Here is a 22,135-nt window from a genome sequence, read left to right on the forward strand (position 1 = left end):
AGTTTAGCGACAAGATTTGCGATCGCTATTCATATCCCTCTTGTGTCACTCTCCGGGAGAGCAATCTCCAGAAGCTGTTGTTCTTATCGATTATGACAGCCTCCATCAACCCATATTTGCTGCGACAAGGTACTCAGTTAGCGATCGCTCATCAAGGCAAAGATATTCAACTGTTTGAGGGAATGCCAGTGACAGTAGAACTGAAACCCGTACTTGAGGCTAAGGATGAATCGATTACATTAAATATTCCTTCCGATCCAGCAGTTAATCCGAACAAGCCGGATGAACGCTAAAACCCTTTAGATACGTTTCGCGATCGCCTGATTTGCGTGAAAAAGCAGAACCTCATTTAGCTCCATTTATCCTGTTGCCATACAGAACTCTAGGAAATTAACCTATAAACAGATGACACAATTCGGAGAGTGAAGATGACGGATGCACCGACAGTTCTACTCACTTTTGCGGTTAACGACCCAGAACTCGATGATGAGGAACGGCAAGAGATAGCCCAAAAGCTACTGCGCCAGCTCAAACAACTGGATGAAGTGGAGAAGGTTGGTCGTGCAGAAGACTCGAATCTAGAAGAGGGAAGTCGGTCGGTGCTGGCAACACTGGTGGGAGTCCTGACGGCAGAAGTCAGTGTAGAAAATGTTAAGAAAGTGCTGGGCTTTGTTGGCGATCGCCTGAGTGACAAGCCCATTATTATTAAAGTTAAAGTGGGCGAACAGGAAGTTGAGATTGAGGCAAAAAGCCGTAAGGAGTTAGAAGAGGCTGAGAAAGTTGCCAATAATCTCCTAGCGCGGATGCAAGGAACTTCTGATGCCTAAACCTGCTCCTAAGAAGGTAGCACTGCTCATCGGAGTGAGTGAGTACAAGGAGGGTTTGCCTCCACTCCCGGCAGCACCTAATGATGTGGAAGCGATGCGGCGAGTGCTGCAAGACCCAAACTTGGGGGGGTTTGATGTGGTTGAACGACTGCTTAATCCTGACCCAATTGCCATGCAGGATGCCATAGAGAAGCTGTTTGCAGAGTGCCAAAAGGATGACCTGGCATTACTGTTTTTCTCCGGTCATGGCATCACTGATGATAATGGCAGGCTCTTCTTGACTACTCGCCTGACCAATGAAAAGAGGTTTAAAGCAACATCAGTGCCAGCTAGTTTTGTACATGACGTGATGAATGAAAGTGACTGTCAACGTCAGGTAGTCATTCTCGACTGTTGCTACAGTGGTGCTTTTAAGGAGGGGTGGCAGGCTAGAAGTGCTAGCACTATAGCAATCCTAAATGATTCGTGAACATGAGTTATACATAAAGATTTTCGGAAAATCGAAGACTTGATGATGAGTAATGAGTTCAAATAATCTCTTGACTGCCGCGAAGGATTTACATAAGTGGTAAAACTCTCTCACAAATCTTTTGGCATACAGCCAAATGTCTTCCACAGGATTTTGTTCTGGGTCATTGGGAGCAAACTGAATACAAGTAACTTTCCATTCGTTCTCATCAAGTCCTTGATTTACGGAATCTAAGTACGCTCTAAATTCAACCGAACGATGATAGCTGGCTCCATCCCTCTCTCAAGGCAATACGGCTTTGAGGATACTGCCTGAGTAAGTATTGCACGAAGGCAATCGCGCTCTGTGAATTCCCCTGTTTATAAGGCTTAACCCAAAATTCCTGTGTGTAATAGTTAAGCGCACCAAAATACGTCTGTCTTTGCCGCTCGTTGATTACGGGAACTTCAATTCGTTCTTTTGTATTACCCCAGACATAACCACAGATGTCCCCCCATAACAGATGGCATTCATCCTCAAAAAACACAACGAGTTCCCCAGACACAATCTCACGTTGATTAGTATCTAGCCATTCCGTTATTTCAAGTTTTTTTTCGCTACTAAGTCAGGGTCTTTTTTAGGATTCTTCTTCTGCGTCTTTTTCCAACTGATATCTGCCTGTTTAAACAGTTTGTAGTAGCTCTGGTTTGATTCATACACCACGCCAAAACTATCTTCGACGTGTTCCTTTAGTTCGTCTAAATGCCAGTAATTCTTTTGTTTAAGCCAGCTAATAACTGTTTGTTTTTGCACATCATTAAGATAACCTCTCGACCCTTGATGCTTAAGTCTCAATCCGACAATGCCCTGTGACAAAAACGCATATTTCCACTTATTGACAAATCCTACAGACACGCGCAAAATCTCTCCAATCTGAGCATGAGTGTAGTTTTGCATTACCATCTGCACAGCCAGCGCTCGTTTTAGTTCCCTGGAGTCTGGGTTTCCTTGAATGAAATCCATCAACTCTTCCATTGCTCAACAACGCCTCCTCCTGCTATGGCTTATTTAAGCATATCGATGAGTCTGAGTTTTCACAAATGATTTAGGATTGCTATATCAGCTAGAATGTACCGAACACTACCTAATAACCAATTTCAAAGGTGAAGATGTATGGATGAGCAATCGGTTAATGATTAAGGTTGGAGAGCGAAAATATGAGCTGACGCGGAAAGGTCAGTTAACTGACGAAGAAATCAAATGGTTAACGAATGAATTGATCGAATGGTTAAGATTGCCGAGAACAAAAAAGAACGAAAAATGAAGGCAATTCCACTTGTAAAAAAAAGGGCGCACCAGCCAGTGCGCCCAGAAGTAGTAGGATGAGAAAATTGAACTCGTAAATCGGTAATGCTTATTTCTTGAACGGCAGGGTCAACATATCCTTGACACTGAGGGGTTGGGGATATTCTATTAAACCAATATCGATCTTTTTGGTGTCGCTGCAATACCGATAGGTGCCAAACAACCGATCCCAAATCGTCAGCAAACTGCCAAAGTTCGAGTCTGTTTCCTTGACGATTTGTGAGTGATGGATGCGATGGTAGTTGGGTGTTACGATCAAGTAAGTGAGGATGCGGTCAATTTTTGGTGAAAGTGCCCAGTTGCTGTGTTGAAACAATTGGTCAGCAACAAACATAGCTTCATATATAAATAAATATTCCGGCCTGATGCCAAACAACCCAATTAAGAGTGCCATGGGTACGTAGGATGCCATCACTTCGAGCAGCTGAAATCGATAAGCCGTTGTAATGTTCATGGCTAGATCTGAATGATGCACTCGGTGAAAGCGCCAGCCGATGGGCCAGAAGTGCGCCAAGCAATGCCAAGCATAACGGTAGGAGTCGAGTACCAGTATGGATAGTAAAGCAACGACCCCAGGGAAGGGAATATAGTGAAATAGCCCAGGCCACATCTTTTGCTGCCAAATCCAGCTTAAGAGTAAGCCAAAGGGGATTTTGGTGACGACCGAATTGAAAATTGCTAGCGCTAAATTTGGCCCCAGTCTGCTCGCCCAACTCTGTTTGTAGGCGTAAAACGGAAATAAGACTTCTAAAATCCCGAAGAGTAACAGGCTGCCCAGAATTATCGGAAGAGTGCTATGCATTGACTTTTACAAGGCTTAATTGAAGGACTTTTTGGCAAGAAGTCACCCTGAGCAGAAAGGAGCATTGGGTATAGCGCTCCAGATCAATATCCTTAGCCCGATAAGTTTAACCTTTACTGTTTGTAGGTTGCCAGGGAGGGGTCAATTTCTCTGGTCCAAGCTTCGATGCCACCTTGGACTTTAGTGCCGATAACCCCAGCCTGATGTAGCAGTATCAGGGCACGGGCGGAGCGTTTACTAGACGTGCAGTAGGCAATGAGTTCACGACCCTTGAGCTGGGACTTAATTTCATTAATGCCTTTGCCTTGCTCCAGTTCTTGCAGGGGAAGCGAGACGGCACCAGGGAGGTGAGATAGGTTATATTCCCTAGCGGTGCGTACATCAACAATCAGGTAATTGTTTTGATCTTTGCTGTTGAGCAGTTTCTTGAGTTGATGTACATTCATCACTGGCTCAGAAGCTTCTTGAATCGCATAGCCAACGATGGGAAGATCTGAAGCAACGGCTAAAGGTACACCGGCTTGCATGATGGGTCGCAGTAAGTCGGAGTTGTAACGCACCGCTCCTACTGTACCAACCGCTGAGAGAGCTAGGGCGACACCACAACCCGATAACCAGCTTTCCTGCGGTGAGCGCTTTTTCGCCGAACTAGACTGAAATTCTGGGATGTCCTTGATGTCGTACAGCGGCAAGCTGGAGTCGATGTACTTATTCCAGGCATGGATGCCACCGGTAATATTGATGGCTTTGATGCCAGCTTGTTGTAAGCGGAAGACGCTATGAGCGGAACGAATCCCAGCTTTGCACAAGACTAAAACTTGAATCTCTTGGCCTGGGTTCGCTTGACGTTTTTCTTCGAGCAGTTTTTGGATTCTCGCCACTCCTGCCCCAGCTTTAATGAGTGGATAGGGAACAAGGAACCAATCTCCCGGCAAGCGAGCAATGTTTTGCTCACTCTGGTAGCGCACGTCAATCAGCAGGAGATTGCTGGGATTTTGTGCGATGCATTGTTGGAGTTGTTGAACGCTGATCTGCGAGACTTGCGTTTGCAACAAGCGATGGCCGACGAAGGGAAGTTGGGTGAGTTTGCCGACGGGACTGCCTTGAGGGATGAAGTTTTTTAGATGGGCGCGGGCGTCGAGCATGATGGTTGTTGTCCTTTGTTTCTCTATCCAGTAAGACTCGTGACTAGGGCTTAGTAATAATTGGGAGAATAAGCGGTCAACAAGTCGAGGGGTTGATTGGGTCGATGAAGCTCTACTTGGGTTACGAGCTTTTGGCTTATCCCTATCCTATGGGCTTGAACAAAATATCGAAATTCTTTCGGCAACTCTTATTTGTCACTTTAAGAACTCCAGCCGTTTTTTAAAGTTTGAATGAAGCCCACCATCCTGAGGGCAGAACTGAATCATTAACGGGACTTTGTCCAGTCAAAAAACGTAATCCCCAAGGTTCTAAATTACCGCGAAAATACTGTGGTCAAGGATGAAATCATTATGTATTCATTCTTTGGGGTGATGAAAAAATTTAGCTAATAGCTAAGCATTGGTTGATTGAAAATCAATCAATAGTGCGATCAAAAAATAGGCGGAATTCTGTCTAAAGTCTGTTTTATCCTTAAAAAACCTCTTTGATTACTGAGGGGATGGCTCGGTTAATTCCCCTTCAAACTATTTTCTTTAATCAGAATATTTAGATAGATCACTTGCTCTTAGCTTCGAGAGTGAGATGGAACATCAGGGAATCTACTGAATGAACGCCCAGTTGATCACCCTCGGAAATTGCCTAGAGTGGATAGCGATCGCAATCATCACCCTTGCGAGTGTTAGCGTTTCACCGTATCACGCAAAGAAATCCGTCTGGATGGCAATTCCCTCAGGTTGAAACAGTACCATCGTGGTGTTGGTCAACCTACTCTCAAGGAAAAAAACAAATGAGCCTGTTCGATAAACTCTCTAGTGCGCGTCAACAAAGCCAAACTACATTAGGGCCAGCCGAAGCCTTTGCGGCGATCGCCTTGATTGCTGTGGCTGCCGATGGCTATGCGGCTGATGCAGAAGAGGAATTGCTCATCATTACCTTATCTCGGATGCAACTATTCAGGAGCTATCCCGCCGATGTGTTGCAAAGAATGCTCGATCGACTCCTGAGTATTCTCCAACGCCAGGGGGCTGAAACCCTGCTAGCTGCGGCTTTAGCCTCACTACCTCATGACTTGCAAGAAACAGCCTTTGCTGTAACGGCGGATATTGTCTTAGCTGATGGCGAAGTGACCCAAGAGGAAGAAGAATTTTTGAATGACCTTTATCACGTCTTGGAGATACCAGAGGAAACCGCCATCAAGATTATTGATGTCATGTTGATTAAAAATCGAGGTTGACACTCTCGCCCTCAAGCGACGCTGTAACCCGTTGATGCAGATCAAAAACAGGTATCAGGTGGGTTACGGCTGTGCCTAACCCACCTCATTCAACAGTAGAGATTAAGGATTAACGCTGACAAAGTATCAAGCCAAACCATTGTTGCGAGTCAGTCCAAACCTTGAGGGGTTTTAAACCCTTAACCTGAAGTTCTTGTTGTATACCCTCTAGGTCAAACTTGCGGGAAATTTCCGTCATGATCGTTTCCCCTGCTGCAAAATTCAGGGTGAGGTCAAGCGCCTCTAACCGGACGGTGTGCGCTTCCAAACACCGCAAATGCATCTCAATCTGATTGAGTTGCTCATTGTAAAAGGCCCAATGTTCAAACTGCTGAGTATCAAAATTTCCCGCAAAACGCTGATTCAGATGCTCCAGCATATTCAGGTTAAATTCAGCGGTTACGCCTTGGCTGTCGTTGTAAGCGTCTTCCAGCAAGGGTTTTGCTTTTTGCAAGTCAACGCCGAGTAGGAAATACTCGCCCACTTTAAGCGCCCCTTGAATCTGGGAAAAAAAGACATCACACTCCTGGGGATTGAAATTGCCCAGCGTACTGCCTAAAAACACAATCATCCGCGTAGGCAACAAAGTAGGTGTTAGCTGTTGTAATGCCAACTCATAAGTGCCGACTAAACCCTGAACCTGAAGTGAGGGATAATCTGCTAGTAATTGCCTCGCACTGCTTTCTAAGATTCCAGCACTGACATCAATGGGCACATACTGTAATGGGTAGGCATGAGCGGCGTAAGCATCTAACAAAAGGCGGGTTTTTGTGGAACTCCCACTACCAAGTTCCACCAGTTCACAAGCCCCCGTCATCCGGGCAATTTCACTGGCATACTGGCGTAAAATCGCGGCTTCTGTCCGCGTTGGGTAATATTCGGGTAACTCACAAATCTCCTCAAACAGAACAGATCCACGATCATCATAGAAATACTGTGGTGGTAGAGTTTTGGGAGTCTGCGTTAACCCTTGGATCACATCGCTACCAACCTGGGGTTCTGCGTCTGAGGCAGCGCAGAGATTGACTAAGTATTGGAGCTTTAAGCGTTCCGCTTCTACAGAGTGAGGCTGATGGTCAGCTTGGCTGATGCCAGATACACTCTGAGTTAAATTCCTCACGATTATTCTTCCCTAAAAAATTTCATCACACTAGGGCGCAGACATGCTCAACTCTGGGAAAGGGTTGAGGCGTAGGTTTCCTCTACAGAACTCTCTGCAAAGTCATCTACGTGGCGAGTCAGTGCTGCCAGCGTGCCATCACCCAGTTTAGTACCGAGGAAGGAAGTGAGAGAAATTCTCATCCTGCTTTTTCCGGTGTAACGAATGATGTGCTGTTCGTTAAAAACTCACAAATTACTCACAAGTTTTGCTTAGCATTATTAATAGTTTTGGACGGGTTGCTGTCATACAAAATCAGATTATTTGTCATACATCTACAACCTTAATGTCATACATTCATAATTATGTATTACATAAAAAGAGAGGAGAGCTAGAGAGATTCTTTAGTTGATTACGGTTCTATCAAGAAGAACCTATTCAAGATAATTATTGCTGAAAGAAAATCAAGCTTTGTATGGAATTACAAGCTGAGTATTTTATCTATTATAAAGTTGATTTATAAGTCGTAAATTGATAGCGAAATATCCAGATGTCTCAGCGATAGCCTTGAAAAGCTATAAGGGCAATACTTTCAAGGAAACCCAGGCTTTAGTTACAATTTTAAATATTAAAATACTTCTTAATTTATAAAAGCTTTATACACAGATAAAAAGATTGGAGCTAATAATAGAAATAGAGCAAAACAAAAGAAAGGACTGACGGGTGGGTGTAGAGCATATTTCACAGTCCGATCATCTCAAAAGCTTCTAGAGTCTCAACTAGAGAGTTGGGTGGACAAGATTTCCCGAAAATGAATGAAATGTAGAAATATGAGGTTAAAGCTCTCTGGATTCAGGCTAGGTGCGTCTTCACTGAAAAAAACATTAGGTTTCAATATTTTGTGAGCCGCTTAGTCATGGAGATGATGTTGTGATGGCTGTTAAAGAAATTCCTGCTGTTACGCCTCTGAGTTTGTTTACAGCATCCAAGCAAATTCAATTTCTAGCCACCTTAAAACGAATTCGGTTTAGCGGCAAACTGGTGCTATCTGAACCCGAAGGACAGCAATGGCTGTTTTTTCTCCATCTAGGGCGCATTATTTATGCAACGGGTGGCACTCATCCAGTGAGGCGATGGCAGCGGAATTTAGCCTTTTACTGCCCTCAAAGTCCGACTTTGCGCTTAACCCTAGAGCGCGATTTAGCCAGAATGGATACAACTCCTGTCTCTATGTGCTGGCAATATCAGCTATTATCTTTATGGACTCAGCAGCAAAAAATCACTTCTGAACAAGCCGCGAAAATCATTCACGCCGCAATCGCAGAAGTCCTATTTGATGTCGCGCAGGCAAGGCGTGCCACTTATCAAATTCATCCCAATAATTCCTTCTCAACACCACTCGCCTTGATTGATGTAGAACATGCGATCGCAGAAGTTGAGGAGGAGTGGCAGGTTTGGCGTAATGATCGCGTTGCCGATTATTCTCCTAACCTGGCACCCATCATCAAGCAACCCGAACAACTCCGAAAACACACATCATCAGCAGCTTACCAAAGCTTGATTCAGTTGTTAGACGGAAAACATACTCTCCGGGATTTAGCCGTGCACCTCAAACGGGATGTTTTGCAACTCACCCGTTCCTTTTTCCCCTACATTCAATCGGGGTTGATGGAATTGGTTAGCATTCCCGATTTACCGACTCCAGTGGGTGGAAAAGTTTCTGAAACACCCTCCACTCCTGTTGTCAACACCGGAGGGCTGGTAGCTTGCGTCGATGACAGTCCATTGGTTTGCCAAACCATGGAAAAACTGCTTCTGGCAGCGGGGTATCGATATTTCAGCGTGACGGATGGGATGCGTGCGATCGCAACTTTACTTGCTCGTAAGCCAGATGTAATCTTTTTAGATTTAGTAATGCCCAATACCAACGGCTATGAAATTTGCAGCCAATTACGCAAACTGGCTTGTTTTCAAGATACCCCGATAGTCATCTTAACGGGCAATGATGGATTAGTGGATCGAGTTCGAGCCAAACTCGTTGGAGCCTCGGATTTCTTAAGTAAACCCATCGATGCAGATATTGTACTCAACACAGTTCGTAAGCATTTAAAACAGGGCGCAATCAGTCATTAGTCATTGCTGGGGGTGGGGGTGGGGGAATCCGACACCGATACATTCTGAACAAGAGTTAAATTCTATCCGTGTCGTGAATTCTGGGGAAGCAATGATGATTGACGATTAACGTTTGTTTGACTACCAACTCCTTTGTTTGTTATTAATTTATACGGTGAAAACCATGACTACTGCTCTAGTTGTTGAAGATTCCAGAACTGATATGCAAGTGATCATTAGCTGTTTGCAACAAGGAGGCTTAAATGTCCTGACGGCTGACAGTGGTGAAGAAGCTCTAAGCAAAATTAGTAGCCATCAACCAGATGTCATCGTTCTGGATGTTGTCCTACCCGGACGCAGTGGATATGAAATCTGTCGCGACCTCAAAGCTGAAGCCAAAACCCGCACCATTCCAGTAATTATCTGTTCAACTAAATCAGGCGAAATGGATAAATTCTGGGGCATGAAACAGGGAGCAGATGCTTACCTTGCCAAACCAGTTGACCAAGAGGAATTAGTCCGTACCGTGAAACAGCTCATCAAACGATAAGCCCGACCAACCATCAATATCTCACTCTTGATTGGGGTGGGCATTGCCCACCCCACCAGAGAAATGTGAAAGTTGTGTTTGGACAGCTTCTGAAGTGGAGTCTTAATCAATGTCCAACTCTTTATCAGTCCGCAATTTTTTTTCCATACCTGTAGCGCAGCAATTCATCGAATCGGCACCTTCTTCCAGGGCAACTGAACAGTTTTTACGATTTCATCTTTTGCCTGATACGACAGCCCTTTTACCGATTCAACAACTCACTGAAGTATTAACGATTCCCAAAGCTCAAATTGTACCCATTTTTCAGATGCCATCCTGGGTAATGGGAGCTTACAACTGGCGAGGTGAAGTTCTTTGGATGGTTGATTTAGGTCATTTAGTTGGACTCACTCCCTGGCACCAACAGGCAAACATTACTTCAGCCCATACAGCGATTGTACTCCAGGCTCCGACTAAAGAGTCAACGGCTACCAACCCAAAGCATGAGATGTTAGGGTTAGTCGTCAATCGCGTAGAAGATATCGAGTGGTGCAATCCAGATTGGATTCAATCGCCGCCTTCATCGACGGTAACTCCTGAACTTGTGCCCTTTTTGCGTGGGTATTGGCTGAAATCGAATGGTGAAATGTTAGTGGTCATCGATGGTAAAGCGATTATGCTCTCGATGCCCAAGCAATAAGTTTTAGTTCTGTTATAGAGTGTTTTGTTCACGAGCCTATCTACCGCTACTGCCAAATTCTAAACAATTGCGATAGATAGCTCAAATCAACACGGGAAATACTCTAAAAGTTTCATTCTGATTCCTAAATTTGCTTAAGGATTTCGCCACATCAGTTGACTAACGAATCCTGACGATTGACCCCCAAGAAAGGGCTATCTATCCATGTGATGTAACGAATTTGCGCTGACATCTAGCCAGTTCGTTTGGAGTCACTCGCAACCACCTATTTTTTTGATCATTGAGGTCTGTTCCATGACACAGCTTTCTCCCAAACCAGGCTCTAATCGCAATCCTAATCATAATGGTAATGGTCGAGGTTCTTCCTTTAAAAGTAATCATCCTGAAGAGCGAAATTCTGCCATTCATTACTCACCTTCTAATCGTCAGTTACAGTCCCCGTTAGATGGTAATACTCTCCAACAGCCTCTGCTAGAAATGCCACCCATTCCTGTACCGGCAAACTATACTCGTCCACGCTGGGAGTGGGGTAAGTGGTTCTCGACCAGTTTGCGAGTCAAAACCACCGTGATCGCCATCTTGATCGGTACGCTTCCCGTGGTATCGATTGGTACCGTTGCCTATCTCACCACCAGTCAACAGTTGCGACAGCAAGTTCTTCAAAAAGAACAATTTGATATGGGTGACATGAAAGACAAGATCTATTTCTTCATCAAAGAGCGTGTGGGTGACATGGACTCGCTCTCGAACATGCCGAACTTCAAAGATGCCAAGGTGAGAGACTTACTCAAGCGCGAGGAAAAAGAGGAAGCCCTCAATCGCTTTGCAAGTACTTACAGCATGTACGATAGCATTGCCGTGTTCGATCTTAAGGGTAACTTGATTGCCCAATCTAAGAGCGAACCCTTACCGAATCACTGGGACCGAGATTATTTCCAGCAGGCGCTTAAGACGGATAAGCTATTCATTACCGAACCCAGACGATCTGAAACGGGCGAGGGTGTTTTTCTTTTCGTAGCAGCTCCGATCAAGGATGGAGCCACTAACCAAACCATCGCGATCGTCCGCAGCCGCATTCCCATTAAACACCTCCAAGAGGTCTTTAACATCAACGCCGAGCGGGGACAGAAATTGTTTGTGGTTGATGCTTCTGGCAAAATTGCCACAGCTGCTAACGATCAACTGGTTGGGAAAAAGCTAGAGGAAGTATTTCCCACTCTGTTAACCAAAATCACACCAAAAGACCTCAAACAGAACGAGGTGAAGAATATAGTCGGGACAAGTTTGGATGAGCAAACCCCACAGGAGCAGATTTTAACGTACTCTCGGGCTGACCGCCTCAGACCGTTGTTTGGCCTTGACTGGTCTTTCGTACTAGCTCGTTCTGCCAAGCAAGCCTTTGTTGCTGAGGAACAGTTGCTCTGGACACTGTTCTTGGGTACGGCTTCTGCAACCTTGTTAGTGGGTGCGATCGCGGCTTTCATCGCCAACCGAGCAACACGCCCCATTGTGGAAGCGGCTCAAGCGGTGGAAAAAATTGGTCAAGGGCAACTCGATACCCGTGTGGACATTGCCGGGGAAGACGAGCTAGCGATCCTGGGCGGTAACATCAATGACATGGCAGGTCAGCTAGAAGTATTCACACGAGAACAAACCCTGGCTGCGGAACAAGCCTTGTTGGTTGCCAAAGTAACCGGTTCGCGGGCGGAGAACTCCAAAGACTTGGAAGACTTGTTCAAGGACATGATCGAAGAAACCCGCCAAATCCTGAATGTAGATCGGGTACTCATCTACCGCTTCAACCCCGACTTCAGTGGCTATATTACGGCTGAATCAGTGGCGGCAGGTTTTCCTCGCGCCTTCAGTAACAAAGCGGAAAGCTTCTATCTTTCAGAACTGCGAGAAGGAACTGACCCAGAGGACTTGGTCATTGCCATTGATAACATTGCTCACACTAATCTCCAAGCGGATCACTTGCAGTTATTAGAACGCTGGCGGGTGAAGGCAAAACTAGAAGTACCGATTCTCCATGAAGGTCAGCCCTATGGTCTGCTAATTGCCCACCACTGCAAGACTACCTACGAATGGCAAGAGTCTGAAGTCGGCTTCCTCAAACAGTTAGCCGCTCAGATGGGTTTATCCTTAGACCGAGTCCTCCTGTTAGAACAGACAGAACAATTAGCCGAAGAACAGCGCGACCTGAAAGAAGGACTGCAAAAACGAGCGTTAGAACTGCTGATGGAAGTAGACCCGATTAGTAAAGGAGACTTAACGATTCGGGCACGGGTGACGGCGGATGAAATTGGCACCATCGCGGACTCTTACAACGCCACAGTGGGTAACTTGCGGAAAATTGTTACCCAAGTGCAAAACGCCAGTAGCCAAGTTGCTCAAACCACCAGCACCAGCGAAGTTTCGGTTCGAGACCTATCCGTAGAAGCCTTGCGACAAGCAGAGAAAATTGCTGTGGCCTTGAAGCGATCGCAAGATATGGCTCAATCGGTGCAAATCGTGGCTAACAGTGCGAAACAAGCTGAAGTCGCTGTGCAACAAGCCCAAGATACGGTGCATGAAGGAGACACAGCCATGAACCGAACGGTTGATGGTATTCTCGCAATCCGGGACACAGTAGCAGAAACAGCGAAAAAAGTCAAGCATTTGGGTGAATCATCGCAAAAGATTTCCACCGTCGTTAACCTGATTAGTACCTTTGCCGCTCAAACCAACCTGCTAGCCCTTAACGCTTCGATTGAGGCAGCACGGGCAGGGGAAGAAGGACGAGGGTTTGCGGTGGTTGCCGACGAAGTGCGATCGCTAGCCCAACAATCAGCAGAAGCAACCATTGAAATCGAAAAACTCGTCGCCGCCATTCAAGGGGAAACCAACGAAGTGGTTGCAGCCATGGAAGCCGGGACGGAGCAGGTAGTAATGGGAACCAAGCTGGTGGATGAAACCCGCCAGAGCCTGAACAAAATTGCCACAGCGAGTAGCCAGATCAACAAATTGGTTGAGGAGATTGCCCAAGCCACGGTTGTTCAATCCCAAGCATCTGAAGCGGTAACCGAAACCATGACCGACGTGGCAGCGATCGCCCAAAAAACTTCAACGGGCGCATCCCTGGTATCGGAATCTTTTAAGGAACTGCTGGCAGTGGCTCAATCACTACAAGAGGATGTGGGTCAGTTCAGAGTCAGTTAGAAGGCGAGAAGAGTCGGGGATTGGGGTTGGGGCAATGAGTCAGCCAAACATCATGACGGCTTGTTCCAGCACCCCATCTCCCCCGCACCCCAGCACCCCAGCCCCCCCGCACCCCCGCACCCCAGCACCCCATCTCCCTTTCCCCAGGACGACTATGGCAATCAATCCTAATATCCGCGATCAAGCCTATCAGTTCTTCATCGAAGAGGCTCCTGAACTGTTGCAGATTCTCGAAGCGGGTTTACTCACCTTAAGGCAAGAGAAGAACACTGCCAAAGTCCACGCTTTAATGCGAGCGGCTCATTCCTTAAAAGGAGGGGCTGCCAGTGTAGAGTTAGAAGCGATCAAAACCCTAGCTCATCGCCTAGAGAACATCTTTAAGGCACTTTACAGCGACACGGTAGAAATTGATACGAACCTAGAGAGTCAACTGCTACAAGCTTACGACTGCTTGCGTCTCCCGTTAATGGAGCAGATTCAAACCGGTTACTTTGACCCAGAGCACGCTTTAGTTTTAGCCGAACCCCTCTTTGTCCAGATTGAGGACAAATTAGGAGATGCCCTCAACCAAGCCGATACCTATATTCCCAGTTCCTCAGAGTTGGGTATCGATATGGCTCAGTCTATCTTTGAAGTGGATGTGGGCGAAGGATTGGAGCGTCTGGCAGAGGTTGTTGCTAATCCTCAAAACTATGAGGTAGGGGGAGAATTAAGAGCACAAGCAGAAGTATTTGCCGGGTTTGCCGAGTTACTCAACCAGCCCGGATTTGGCGCGATCGCACATACAGCCCAACTAGCACTGGATGCTTACCCCGAACGCGCTTTAACGATTACGCAGCTAGCGCTGGCTGATTTTGAGTTTGCCAGACAAGCGATTCTCGCCGCTCATGCACAAAGCACTAACGTCAAACCGATTAGTCCCTCTAGTGCTTTATTAGCCTTAGCCCACTCAGACGGCACAGCCAGCCAGGAACAGACCAAAGAAACCGTTCCTGCTCTTGAAGATGTCTTGAGCATCAAATTAGATGAAAATCTCTCCATCACCCCAGTACCAGAGGATATATACAATCTGGAGGCTGATGGAACACTAGAGGACATTTTTGCCACGGCGGCTCCAAGCTTGAATCCGAGTGTGGCTGAAACCAATCGGCTGGATGAGGTACATCATCTTGAGCCAGATCTGGCACTAGAAGCGATTTTCGCTAACGCTCCCGAACTATTCGAGCAGCCTTCCCCAACCACCGAAGTGCCAACTCATGAGTTAGACTTCTGTGAAATTGTTGATATTGAATCAGTAACAGATGAAGCTGTCGGAGATCTGCCTGTCGTGGAAACGGGTGTGGACAGCGCTGTTGTAACTTCCTCTTCAGATGCTGAAAACGAGTTACCCATTACCCCATTCAACATACCCTCTTTAGCCCTAGAAAACGGTGAAGCAGCCGCTCAATCGATCGCACAGATCTTTGAGCAGTTGCCACCGGTTGAAGAAATGCCTGTATTGATATCTCGCTCAAATGCTGCCAGCACGACAGCGGAAAATCCCCCAGCGATCAATTTAGTCCCAACGTCGTCAATTCCGGGTGAATTGTTACCAACGAATGCAGCTCATTCGCCCACCCCTTCCCCTCACCCAGAAGTTGATCGTGGATCGACCGATATTCCTCAAGGTAAAGCTTCTCCCGTTCCGACGCTTTCAGTGCGAGTGGATTCAGAACGACTGGAACGGATGAATAATGTAGTGGGTGAGTTAGCAATCAACCGCAATGGGCTTTCTCTCCAGAATCAGCAATTACAGAGATCAGTACGAGAATTGCTGGATCGATTCGTTCAAGTGCAGGGCGTGGTGGGTCACTTGCGGAAGCTATCCGATCAGATGCTTGCCACTCCCGAACGCCCTCAGTATGAGGCAATTCTACCTGCCGTTAATCCTCTAGGAGATCTCGTCATTCGTCAAGCTGATTTTGACTCCCTGGAATTGGATCGGTATGGAGTGCTCAACTCTCGCCTACAAGAGCTGATTGAGGACATGGTGCAGTTGGAAGAAGCGGTGGATGATGTTTCTTTGTTCGCCAAGCAATCCAATCGCACCCTGGAACAACAGCGACAAATGCTGACTCAGTTGCGGGACGAGTTGATGTGGGCGCGGATGTTGCCGTTGAGTGAGGTACTCAACCGTTTTCCCAGAGTATTGCGTGATTTATCGACTAATTACCACAAATCGGTCACGTTGAACCTCAGTGGTACAGGGGTGTTAGTGGATAAAGCGGCATTAGAAAAACTGTACGATCCTTTGCTGCACTTACTACGAAATGCCTTCGACCATGGCATCGAATCTCCCGAAATCCGGCGTCAGCAGGGCAAACCGGAACAAGGTAAAATTGAAATTCGAGCGTATCACCAAGGCAGTCAAACCATTATAGAAGTGAAAGATGATGGTCAAGGACTCGATACCGAAAGTATTGGCAAACGAGCGATTGAATTAGGGTTATTATCCGCCGAGCAACTGGCGACGACTTCTAATAATCATCTGTTTGAACTGGTGTTCGAGCCAGGATTTTCCACCGCCAAGCAGGTAAGCGAACTGTCTGGACGGGGAGTGGGGTTGGATGTGGTGCGCTCCCAAATGCGATCGCTCAAAGGCAGTATTACGGTTTCTTCTTCGCCGGGAGTTGGTACGACTTTTACCTTACATCTACCGTTAACTCTAACAATCGCTAAATTACTCGTCTGCTTAATTGGCCCCACCGCTATCGCCTTGCCGTCTGACAGTGTGGAGGAAATTGTCGTTCCTAAATCCGACCAGGTGAAAACGACAGGAGAACAGCGATTTTTGCGTTGGCGTGACCAGATTGTTCCAGCTTATCGACTCGCTGACATTTTGGATTATACCTGCCCGTTGCCTGAAAGCGCTCCCAGTCAAGCTTTGGTGTCAGTTCCTTCTCCAGCCGATTGGGCACTACCGATGCTGGTACTGCGACAAGAGGAACAGGTTCTCGCATTGGAAATTGATCGCTTGGTCACAGAGCAAGAATTGGTGATTAAACCGTTTGGTTCTGCGATCGCACCTCCTAGTTTTACTTACGGTTGTACCATTTTGGGGGATGGCAGTTTAATCCCGGTGATTGATGGTACAGTTCTACTCGATCAGCTTTTGGGTCACAATACAACCGCCACACGAATCAACACGGGTTCTAAGCCGATTACTTTAACGGTTAACGAAAATTCTTCCATTAACCAGACCAAGACGGGTATTACAGCGCCTCATGCTCCCACCGTACTGGTGGTTGATGATGCGGTTGCTCTGCGACGAACCCTCGCGCTTACCCTAGAACGAGCCGGTTGTCGAGTCTTGCAGGCACGGGATGGACGAGAAGCTTTGGAACAACTGCGCCAAGGTTCGTCTCGTGTGAATCTCGTGGTTTGTGATATTGAAATGCCCAATATGAACGGCTTTGAATTTCTTGGTCAGCGTCGCCAAGACCCTCAATTGTCAAAAATTCCCGTCGTCATGCTGACCTCTCGCAGTAATGATAAACATCGATGGCTAGCCATGCGTTTAGGTGCGACGGCTTACTTCACCAAGCCTTACCTGGAACAAGAGTTTCTAGTCGCGATCAAACACATTATTGATGAGCAAAAGTCACAATCTACCCTTGAGTCGTCACGAAACTCATTGCAACTCCAAGAAGCTTAATTGGTAACACCTAGAGAGATGGGAGAATGGGTAATTTTCAGTAGCGTCCCATTACCTATTACCCATTACCCATTACCCATTACCCATTACCCATTACCCATTACCTATTACTCCTATGAAAAATCTCTTACTCCAACCCAAATCTACTGCTGCCGATTTTCGTAAGTCTCGACAGACAGCACCTTCGATCAAACTGATTGTGTTTAAAATCGGTAATCTCAATTTTGCTCTACGCATTGAATCGGTTTACAAAGTAGTGGATCGCACGCCAGTTTACAGTAGCGGACTCAATCATGTTGGAGTAGCCCACATGGGTGATTCTCTGCGAGATAGTTCTGCGGCACGGGAAATCACGGTTGTAGACCTGAATTGGCAATTTTTTCAATCCAGTTCAATGTCTGAGTCCGGCGGTTATCTGGCGATTGTGCAAAGTACAACGGGTGAATTTTACGGGATTCCCGTGGTTAACACTCCTGTCTTAATCGAAGTGCCGTTATCCATGTTCCGGGTTTTACCAGAGTCCTATCGTCGTGCGGATACCCTGGAAGTCGCTAGCCATGTTGCTGTTATTCCACAGCAAGGAGGAACACTAACTGTGTTTTTACTGGATGTTGATTTACTCCTGCCACTCTTCCAAAAACTGGCTGCGGTGAAATAGCGAATCATTTCAATTCAACAAGCGTACTAAGCTGACAATCATCCAAATTGCAGATGTCCAGAGTAGAGATTTCTTGTAACTTGGGAAAGATTGTCCGTCCAAATTATGCAAGTTAAAGGCATAAAAGAACAGCTTAGCACTGTCACAGATTGGAGCTAAAACTTGCATCCTGAGGTTCAAGACGCTGACAATTGACTAAGTTTTGTGGGTGATTGGCGGATGAAGCGTGGGTAAGGTTGAATGACTCCAATGGCGCGATTGCGAAGCGCTGCTGTGTTAGGGAAACGACTTGGAAGGAATCAGCGCAGAGCGATCTTTTCCTCAAAGATGTGTTTTCCTCATAACTGGAGTTTAGACTACGATGGCAAGGAGTGCCGAGTAGAGAAGCAGTAATTACGGCAAAAAAATTAGTCAAGTTCGCGAGTGCCAATCGCGAATAAAACTCAGCGCAATGAAACTGACATGAAATGATACAGACTTAAGCTCAAGCCGGGATGATTGCCCAGAACAAAAACTCTCGCGTGTGTCTCTCCGGTTCTGTGTTTCCGTGTCTACCCTAATCAAGAGCATCCAACCTGACATGTATAAGTCATGGGAAAGGGGAGAAAATGATAATTAACCAAAATCGATCATTTCTCCCCTGCATGAACTATAAACAACTTCAAGAATTTCGCCAACAAGTTTACGACTTAATTAACTTCGCGCAGGATGCTACTTTTGAGTTGACTGATGCTGTACTCACAACTCGCAATGTCTATAGCCTAGCTGAATTTTCTTTAAGTCCCTTTTTTCGACGGAAGTGGCCGAGCATATATGAAGCTCTACAAGACTGTAGACCGAATCGCAACAAGTTAATGCGCCTGTATATCAAACAGATACTAGTGCAGGAGCGCCCCGTTTTAGCCGTAGATCATACGGCTTGGGCAAGAGTTCATTCACCAACATTGCAAGACCGTACTTACTGCCATCAGCCAAGTGCGATCGCTTCCAACAAACCGATTAGTATCGGTCAAGGATACAGTACCATAGCTTGGATACCCGAACATAAGGGCAGTTGGGCATTACCTTTGAGACATGAGCGGATTACCAGTTGGGAGAATCCGATTAGCAAAGCTGCTTGGCAAATCAAACAAGCTTGTAAGTATTTGCCACTACGTCCGATGATTTTACTCGATAGTGAATATGGCAATGCTTCCTTGCTCAATCAAACAGCCCAGATAGAAGCCGACTTTTTGATGAGGATTCGTTCTAATCGTTGTTTATACTCAGCACCTCCTGCCTATACAGGTAAGGGACGACCCAGAAAACATGGTCAAAAATTTAAGCTCAACGACTCATCAACTTGGTGGGAAGCTACTGAAATGGTTGAAGTTGAGGACTCAAGGTTTGGGCAACTTCGAGTCCGGATGTGGCAAGACCTGCATTTTCTGGTAGTGCTTCAATTGCTATGCAATTAATTTTAGTCGAACGTATCCTGCCGGAGCAATCACACTCAAAGTCTCAACCGTTATGGTTGGTGTGGGTAGGTCAGGAAATGCTGCCCCTGCCTGAGATTTGGCGACAATATTTACGTCGCTTTGCTGTTGACCACTGGTATCGTTTTCTTAAACAACGATTACATTGGACAGTTCCTCAACTGAGTACTCCATGCCAATGTGAAAGGTGGAGTGATTTAATGCCCATATTGACTTGGGAATTATGGTTAGCTAGAGACTTGGTGGCACAACACCACCTTCCTTGGCAAAAACCCCTGTCAAATTTAACTCCTGGGCGGGTGGCTGAGTCGTTCGCATTACTTTTACCGGAGATTGGCACACCGGCTGTCTCTCCCAAACCCCGTGGAAAGTCTCCGGGTTGGCAAGCCGGGAACAAACGTACTAAAAAAACTCGTTACCCAGTAGTGAAAAAAGGAAAAACACCACACAAAAAACGGACAAAAAAAGCTGCTTAATCTCTATTTTTTCTCTGGCTGTTCTTCTTTCTCAGCTTTTGTTATCGCTGAGTTAGTTTGTCGTAGTCTAATCTCCAGTAGTCCGCATGATCAAGGTAAGTTGAAAACTTTGAAAATTGACAGAAGAAATCTTGATTTGGTTGATGATATCTATAAGCGTGCCATAAATTGGCTCACAAAGATGCCGGATGAATTAAAGTATCCGCAACTCAATGAAACTGCCGACTGTAAACCCATGATTATTATTGTAAAGCAAGGGGTTTTATCTGCTCTTTATGAGAAAGATAACTTTTTGAAGGCTGTTTATTGAGATTTTCAATAGACTTTTTGAAAAAAAATTTATATAGGGCAAGGTCTGCCTTGCTCCTATAAATGACTGGGTTCAAATCATTGAATCACCGCTATCCGGTTGGGATATGGCACAACGAAAGCCAGCTAAAATCTGACGAATGCTCGGATAATACCAGTTACGAAAACTAGAGCGAATTGCCCTGGGACGGGTCGCCCAACTACCCCCTTTTAAGACTCGGTGCTGTCCATCGAAATAAGTTTGGGAATAGCCTCGGTAAGGGTAACTGACAAATCCCTCGTAAGCGTCAAACCAGCTAGCTGTCCATTCCCACACATTGCCGAGCATATCATCGCACCCATAGGCACTTTGTCCCAGTGGGTAAGCATTTACAGGTGTTGTTTGCCCAACGCAATTATCAAGATTACATCGGTGAGAGTCGGGTGTTTCCTGCCCCCAAGGGTAGGTGCGCGGCTGTCCAGTTGCAGCATCCCAACTCGCTGCTTTTTCCCATTCAGCTTCGGTTGGCAGTCGCTTGCCGACAAATCTCGCATAGGCGTCGGCTTCGTACCAACTCACCCCACAGACGGGATGATTATCCCAGGTTGAAGCTGATGACCAGTAAAGGGGTTGAGCCACGGGATTTTCTTGTAACCACTTCCACCCGTCGGGTGACCACCAACGTTCGTTTTGGTATCCACCGGCTTCGATGAACTCTCGGTACTGTCTACAAGTGACGGGGTAGCGGTCAATCCAGTAGGTATCTAAGTATACCCGGTGACGCGATCGCTCGTTATCCAAGGCTTCAATTGAGTCGTTGCCCATCATAAACTCGCCTGCTGGAATTTCCCTCATCTCTACGTCCCTAGAGGGAACCGATGAAACAGAGGATGAAGAGGATGAGACATTTACCGCAGAACCCTGAACCCACATCTCTTGATGCCGTTCCAGAAGATGCCAGCGTTGCAATTGTAAAACAAAAGCAATGGTTTCGCCATGCTGACTTTCATGCTGAATTAAGAAGTGCCAGAGGCGTTCTTGCTGTTCTACCGGGGCGGTTTCTAGATAGCTGAATACTTGGGTTCTAACCGTATTGAGGTAATGATGAATTTCGGTTAGTGGCGGTACATTCTCTCGTTCCGACTTGGGCAAGCCATCGGCGGCAAATAAGCGATGATATTCCGGAAACAATGGAGGTAAACCGGCACAGCGTTGCAGCAACCACAGGGCTTCTGTATAGGCAATGTGACCCAAATGCCAACCTACTGGACTGAATTCTGGATGTGCTTGTCGCCGAAACGTCGTATCGTCAATGCCTTCAAACAAAGCCAAGGTGCCGATTCGGCACTGATGCATTGCCTCTCGGATGGTTTCTCTAATCTGTAGGGACGAAGCCTTGGTGCCGGAATTTTGGGACATAATTCTAAATTTCTTCTAAAAAGCTTAGGGGTTAGCGGTCAGGGAAGAGTAATCTTCAGGCAGAGGTGGCGGCAATGGGAGCCATCATGGACTGACTGGAAAACAGGGAGTTACAATCCCATTTCGTCATACCCGTGAGGCTGAACTCGGTTTTCCGTTTGGGGTCTGGCGTTTGACAACCTGTGACCTTGCTCACCCATTAGATTTGTTCAAGTCACCTATTTGTAGATAGTAGATTACTGATATGCCAACCCTATATCACATTTACGCATGATAATCATCACGTTTTTATAGTATTAGATTCCTAGCAATTCTTCAAAAAATCTATTAATATTCAAAATTGAATTTCAAAATCAACGGTTGTTAAAACTTAATAATTTCAACATTAATCATGACTATGACAATATTAGGGGACAAAAAGCAAATCAACCCCAAAAAATCTTGCTTGAAATCACACTATAAAGCTTTAAATTCTGGAACAGAAGACAAGTTTGAAGCATGGCTCATGACAATAGAAGACCGATGGACAGATGAAATCCTAGATTGTTTAAAAGGTAATTTTCCTGATTGGCGTGGGCAATAATTTCGATTAATTAAATCAGGATGGTTACTTATCAATTTCAAA

19 protein-coding genes and 2 pseudogenes are annotated in these 22,135 nt (G+C 46.0%); 14 read left to right on the plus strand and 7 right to left on the minus strand.

The genetic code is table 11. The features are described 5' to 3' along the window. Positions 1-92: 92 nt before the first annotated feature. The 3 genes from MIC7113_RS06050 (at position 93) to MIC7113_RS06060 (ending at position 1,296) form a co-directional block, all read left to right on the plus strand. On the plus strand, positions 93-293 hold the full coding sequence (locus tag MIC7113_RS06050; protein ID WP_015181295.1) for a hypothetical protein: 201 nt from the start codon (positions 93-95) through the stop codon (positions 291-293). A 135-nt stretch (positions 294-428) separates the two neighbouring features. Beyond that, on the plus strand, positions 429-827 hold the full coding sequence (locus tag MIC7113_RS06055) for a hypothetical protein (protein WP_015181296.1): 399 nt from the start codon (positions 429-431) through the stop codon (positions 825-827). Continuing rightward, positions 820-1,296 (plus strand): caspase family protein, encoded by a 477-nt coding sequence (locus MIC7113_RS06060; RefSeq protein WP_015181297.1) that lies wholly within the window; start codon positions 820-822, stop codon positions 1,294-1,296. Before MIC7113_RS06055 ends, MIC7113_RS06060 begins: the two co-directional genes overlap by 8 nt. Here the strand turns inward: MIC7113_RS06060 and MIC7113_RS36005 are convergent. From MIC7113_RS36005 to MIC7113_RS06075, 3 genes and pseudogenes are all read right to left on the minus strand, one after another. Further along, positions 1,282-2,310, minus strand: a pseudogene (locus tag MIC7113_RS36005) (IS630 family transposase). The gene MIC7113_RS06060 and the pseudogene MIC7113_RS36005 sit on opposite strands and share 15 nt — an antisense overlap. Before the next feature lie 379 nt (positions 2,311-2,689). Beyond that, positions 2,690-3,442, minus strand: coding sequence for a sterol desaturase family protein (locus MIC7113_RS06070; RefSeq protein ID WP_015181299.1), 753 nt, complete (start codon positions 3,440-3,442; stop codon positions 2,690-2,692). 113 nt (positions 3,443-3,555) lie between these two features. Then, positions 3,556-4,587 (minus strand): rhodanese-like domain-containing protein, encoded by a 1,032-nt coding sequence (locus tag MIC7113_RS06075; protein ID WP_015181300.1) that lies wholly within the window; start codon positions 4,585-4,587, stop codon positions 3,556-3,558. A gap of 607 nt (positions 4,588-5,194) precedes the next feature. Here MIC7113_RS06075 and MIC7113_RS38560 point away from each other — a divergent pair. After that, positions 5,195-5,326 carry a hypothetical protein gene (locus tag MIC7113_RS38560; protein WP_256374796.1) on the plus strand — a complete coding sequence of 44 codons (132 nt, stop codon included), beginning with the start codon at positions 5,195-5,197 and terminating at the stop codon, positions 5,324-5,326. Between the two features lie 49 nt (positions 5,327-5,375). Further along, positions 5,376-5,822, plus strand: coding sequence for a tellurite resistance TerB family protein (locus tag MIC7113_RS06080; RefSeq protein WP_015181301.1), 447 nt, complete (start codon positions 5,376-5,378; stop codon positions 5,820-5,822). Positions 5,823-5,931: 109 nt separating this feature from the next. Here MIC7113_RS06080 and egtD read toward each other — a convergent pair whose 3' ends face one another. Then, positions 5,932-6,981 (minus strand): L-histidine N(alpha)-methyltransferase, encoded by a 1,050-nt coding sequence (egtD, locus tag MIC7113_RS06085; RefSeq protein ID WP_015181302.1) that lies wholly within the window; start codon positions 6,979-6,981, stop codon positions 5,932-5,934. Positions 6,982-7,028: 47 nt separating this feature from the next. Further along, entirely contained in the window at positions 7,029-7,163 is a 135-nt protein-coding gene (locus tag MIC7113_RS38565; RefSeq protein ID WP_015181303.1) for a hypothetical protein, read from the minus strand. A 730-nt stretch (positions 7,164-7,893) separates the two neighbouring features. Here MIC7113_RS38565 and MIC7113_RS06090 point away from each other — a divergent pair. From MIC7113_RS06090 to MIC7113_RS06130, 8 genes and pseudogenes are all read left to right on the plus strand, one after another. Next, complete coding sequence (locus MIC7113_RS06090) at positions 7,894-9,093, plus strand: response regulator (protein ID WP_015181304.1); 1,200 nt, start codon at positions 7,894-7,896, stop codon at positions 9,091-9,093. A gap of 163 nt (positions 9,094-9,256) precedes the next feature. Next, positions 9,257-9,622, plus strand: coding sequence for a response regulator transcription factor (locus tag MIC7113_RS06095; protein ID WP_015181305.1), 366 nt, complete (start codon positions 9,257-9,259; stop codon positions 9,620-9,622). Between the two features lie 109 nt (positions 9,623-9,731). Further along, on the plus strand, positions 9,732-10,301 hold the full coding sequence (locus MIC7113_RS06100) for a chemotaxis protein CheW (protein ID WP_015181306.1): 570 nt from the start codon (positions 9,732-9,734) through the stop codon (positions 10,299-10,301). A 294-nt stretch (positions 10,302-10,595) separates the two neighbouring features. Next, positions 10,596-13,499, plus strand: a complete 2,904-nt coding sequence (locus MIC7113_RS06105) for a methyl-accepting chemotaxis protein (RefSeq protein WP_015181307.1) — start codon at positions 10,596-10,598, stop codon at positions 13,497-13,499. Between the two features lie 154 nt (positions 13,500-13,653). Then, on the plus strand, positions 13,654-17,193 hold the full coding sequence (locus tag MIC7113_RS06110; RefSeq protein WP_015181308.1) for a hybrid sensor histidine kinase/response regulator: 3,540 nt from the start codon (positions 13,654-13,656) through the stop codon (positions 17,191-17,193). A 115-nt stretch (positions 17,194-17,308) separates the two neighbouring features. Then, positions 17,309-17,851 carry a hypothetical protein gene (locus tag MIC7113_RS06115; RefSeq protein WP_015181309.1) on the plus strand — a complete coding sequence of 181 codons (543 nt, stop codon included), beginning with the start codon at positions 17,309-17,311 and terminating at the stop codon, positions 17,849-17,851. 644 nt (positions 17,852-18,495) lie between these two features. Next, positions 18,496-19,802: pseudogene (locus tag MIC7113_RS38905) on the plus strand (NF041680 family putative transposase). Positions 19,803-19,911: 109 nt separating this feature from the next. Then, positions 19,912-20,112 carry a hypothetical protein gene (locus MIC7113_RS06130; RefSeq protein ID WP_155897944.1) on the plus strand — a complete coding sequence of 67 codons (201 nt, stop codon included), beginning with the start codon at positions 19,912-19,914 and terminating at the stop codon, positions 20,110-20,112. A gap of 72 nt (positions 20,113-20,184) precedes the next feature. Here MIC7113_RS06130 and egtB read toward each other — a convergent pair whose 3' ends face one another. Next, a complete protein-coding gene (gene egtB, locus MIC7113_RS06135; protein WP_015181311.1) occupies positions 20,185-21,510 on the minus strand; it encodes an ergothioneine biosynthesis protein EgtB in 1,326 nt (441 codons plus the stop codon). Positions 21,511-21,565: 55 nt separating this feature from the next. Then, positions 21,566-21,706, minus strand: a complete 141-nt coding sequence (locus MIC7113_RS36010; protein ID WP_155897945.1) for a hypothetical protein — start codon at positions 21,704-21,706, stop codon at positions 21,566-21,568. Positions 21,707-21,901: 195 nt separating this feature from the next. Here MIC7113_RS36010 and MIC7113_RS06140 point away from each other — a divergent pair, with 195 nt between their 5' ends. Further along, complete coding sequence (locus MIC7113_RS06140; protein ID WP_015181312.1) at positions 21,902-22,093, plus strand: hypothetical protein; 192 nt, start codon at positions 21,902-21,904, stop codon at positions 22,091-22,093. Positions 22,094-22,135: the final 42 nt, after the last annotated feature.

Origin of the sequence: Allocoleopsis franciscana PCC 7113 (assembly GCF_000317515.1) — a bacterium.
Taxonomy (GTDB): domain Bacteria; phylum Cyanobacteriota; class Cyanobacteriia; order Cyanobacteriales; family Coleofasciculaceae; genus Allocoleopsis; species Allocoleopsis franciscana.

Excerpts from the sequence above, each read along its gene's own strand:
- MIC7113_RS06110 (WP_015181308.1), top strand. The coding sequence starts at position 13,654 with ATGGCAATCAATCCTAATATCCGCGATCAAGCCTATCAGTTCTTCATC.
- MIC7113_RS06095 (WP_015181305.1), top strand. The coding sequence starts at position 9,257 with ATGACTACTGCTCTAGTTGTTGAAGATTCCAGAACTGATATGCAAGTG.
- MIC7113_RS38565 (WP_015181303.1), bottom strand. The coding sequence starts at position 7,163 with ATGAGAATTTCTCTCACTTCCTTCCTCGGTACTAAACTGGGTGATGGC.
- MIC7113_RS06105 (WP_015181307.1), top strand. The coding sequence starts at position 10,596 with ATGACACAGCTTTCTCCCAAACCAGGCTCTAATCGCAATCCTAATCAT.
- MIC7113_RS06115 (WP_015181309.1), top strand. The coding sequence starts at position 17,309 with ATGAAAAATCTCTTACTCCAACCCAAATCTACTGCTGCCGATTTTCGT.
- MIC7113_RS06075 (WP_015181300.1), bottom strand. The coding sequence starts at position 4,587 with ATGCTCGACGCCCGCGCCCATCTAAAAAACTTCATCCCTCAAGGCAGT.
- MIC7113_RS06060 (WP_015181297.1), top strand. The coding sequence starts at position 820 with ATGCCTAAACCTGCTCCTAAGAAGGTAGCACTGCTCATCGGAGTGAGT.
- MIC7113_RS38560 (WP_256374796.1), top strand. The coding sequence starts at position 5,195 with ATGAACGCCCAGTTGATCACCCTCGGAAATTGCCTAGAGTGGATAGCG.
- egtB (WP_015181311.1), bottom strand. The coding sequence starts at position 21,510 with ATGTCCCAAAATTCCGGCACCAAGGCTTCGTCCCTACAGATTAGAGAA.
- MIC7113_RS06090 (WP_015181304.1), top strand. The coding sequence starts at position 7,894 with ATGGCTGTTAAAGAAATTCCTGCTGTTACGCCTCTGAGTTTGTTTACA.
- MIC7113_RS06050 (WP_015181295.1), top strand. The coding sequence starts at position 93 with ATGACAGCCTCCATCAACCCATATTTGCTGCGACAAGGTACTCAGTTA.
- MIC7113_RS06080 (WP_015181301.1), top strand. The coding sequence starts at position 5,376 with ATGAGCCTGTTCGATAAACTCTCTAGTGCGCGTCAACAAAGCCAAACT.
- MIC7113_RS06070 (WP_015181299.1), bottom strand. The coding sequence starts at position 3,442 with ATGCATAGCACTCTTCCGATAATTCTGGGCAGCCTGTTACTCTTCGGG.
- MIC7113_RS06100 (WP_015181306.1), top strand. The coding sequence starts at position 9,732 with ATGTCCAACTCTTTATCAGTCCGCAATTTTTTTTCCATACCTGTAGCG.
- MIC7113_RS06055 (WP_015181296.1), top strand. The coding sequence starts at position 429 with ATGACGGATGCACCGACAGTTCTACTCACTTTTGCGGTTAACGACCCA.
- MIC7113_RS06140 (WP_015181312.1), top strand. The coding sequence starts at position 21,902 with ATGACTATGACAATATTAGGGGACAAAAAGCAAATCAACCCCAAAAAA.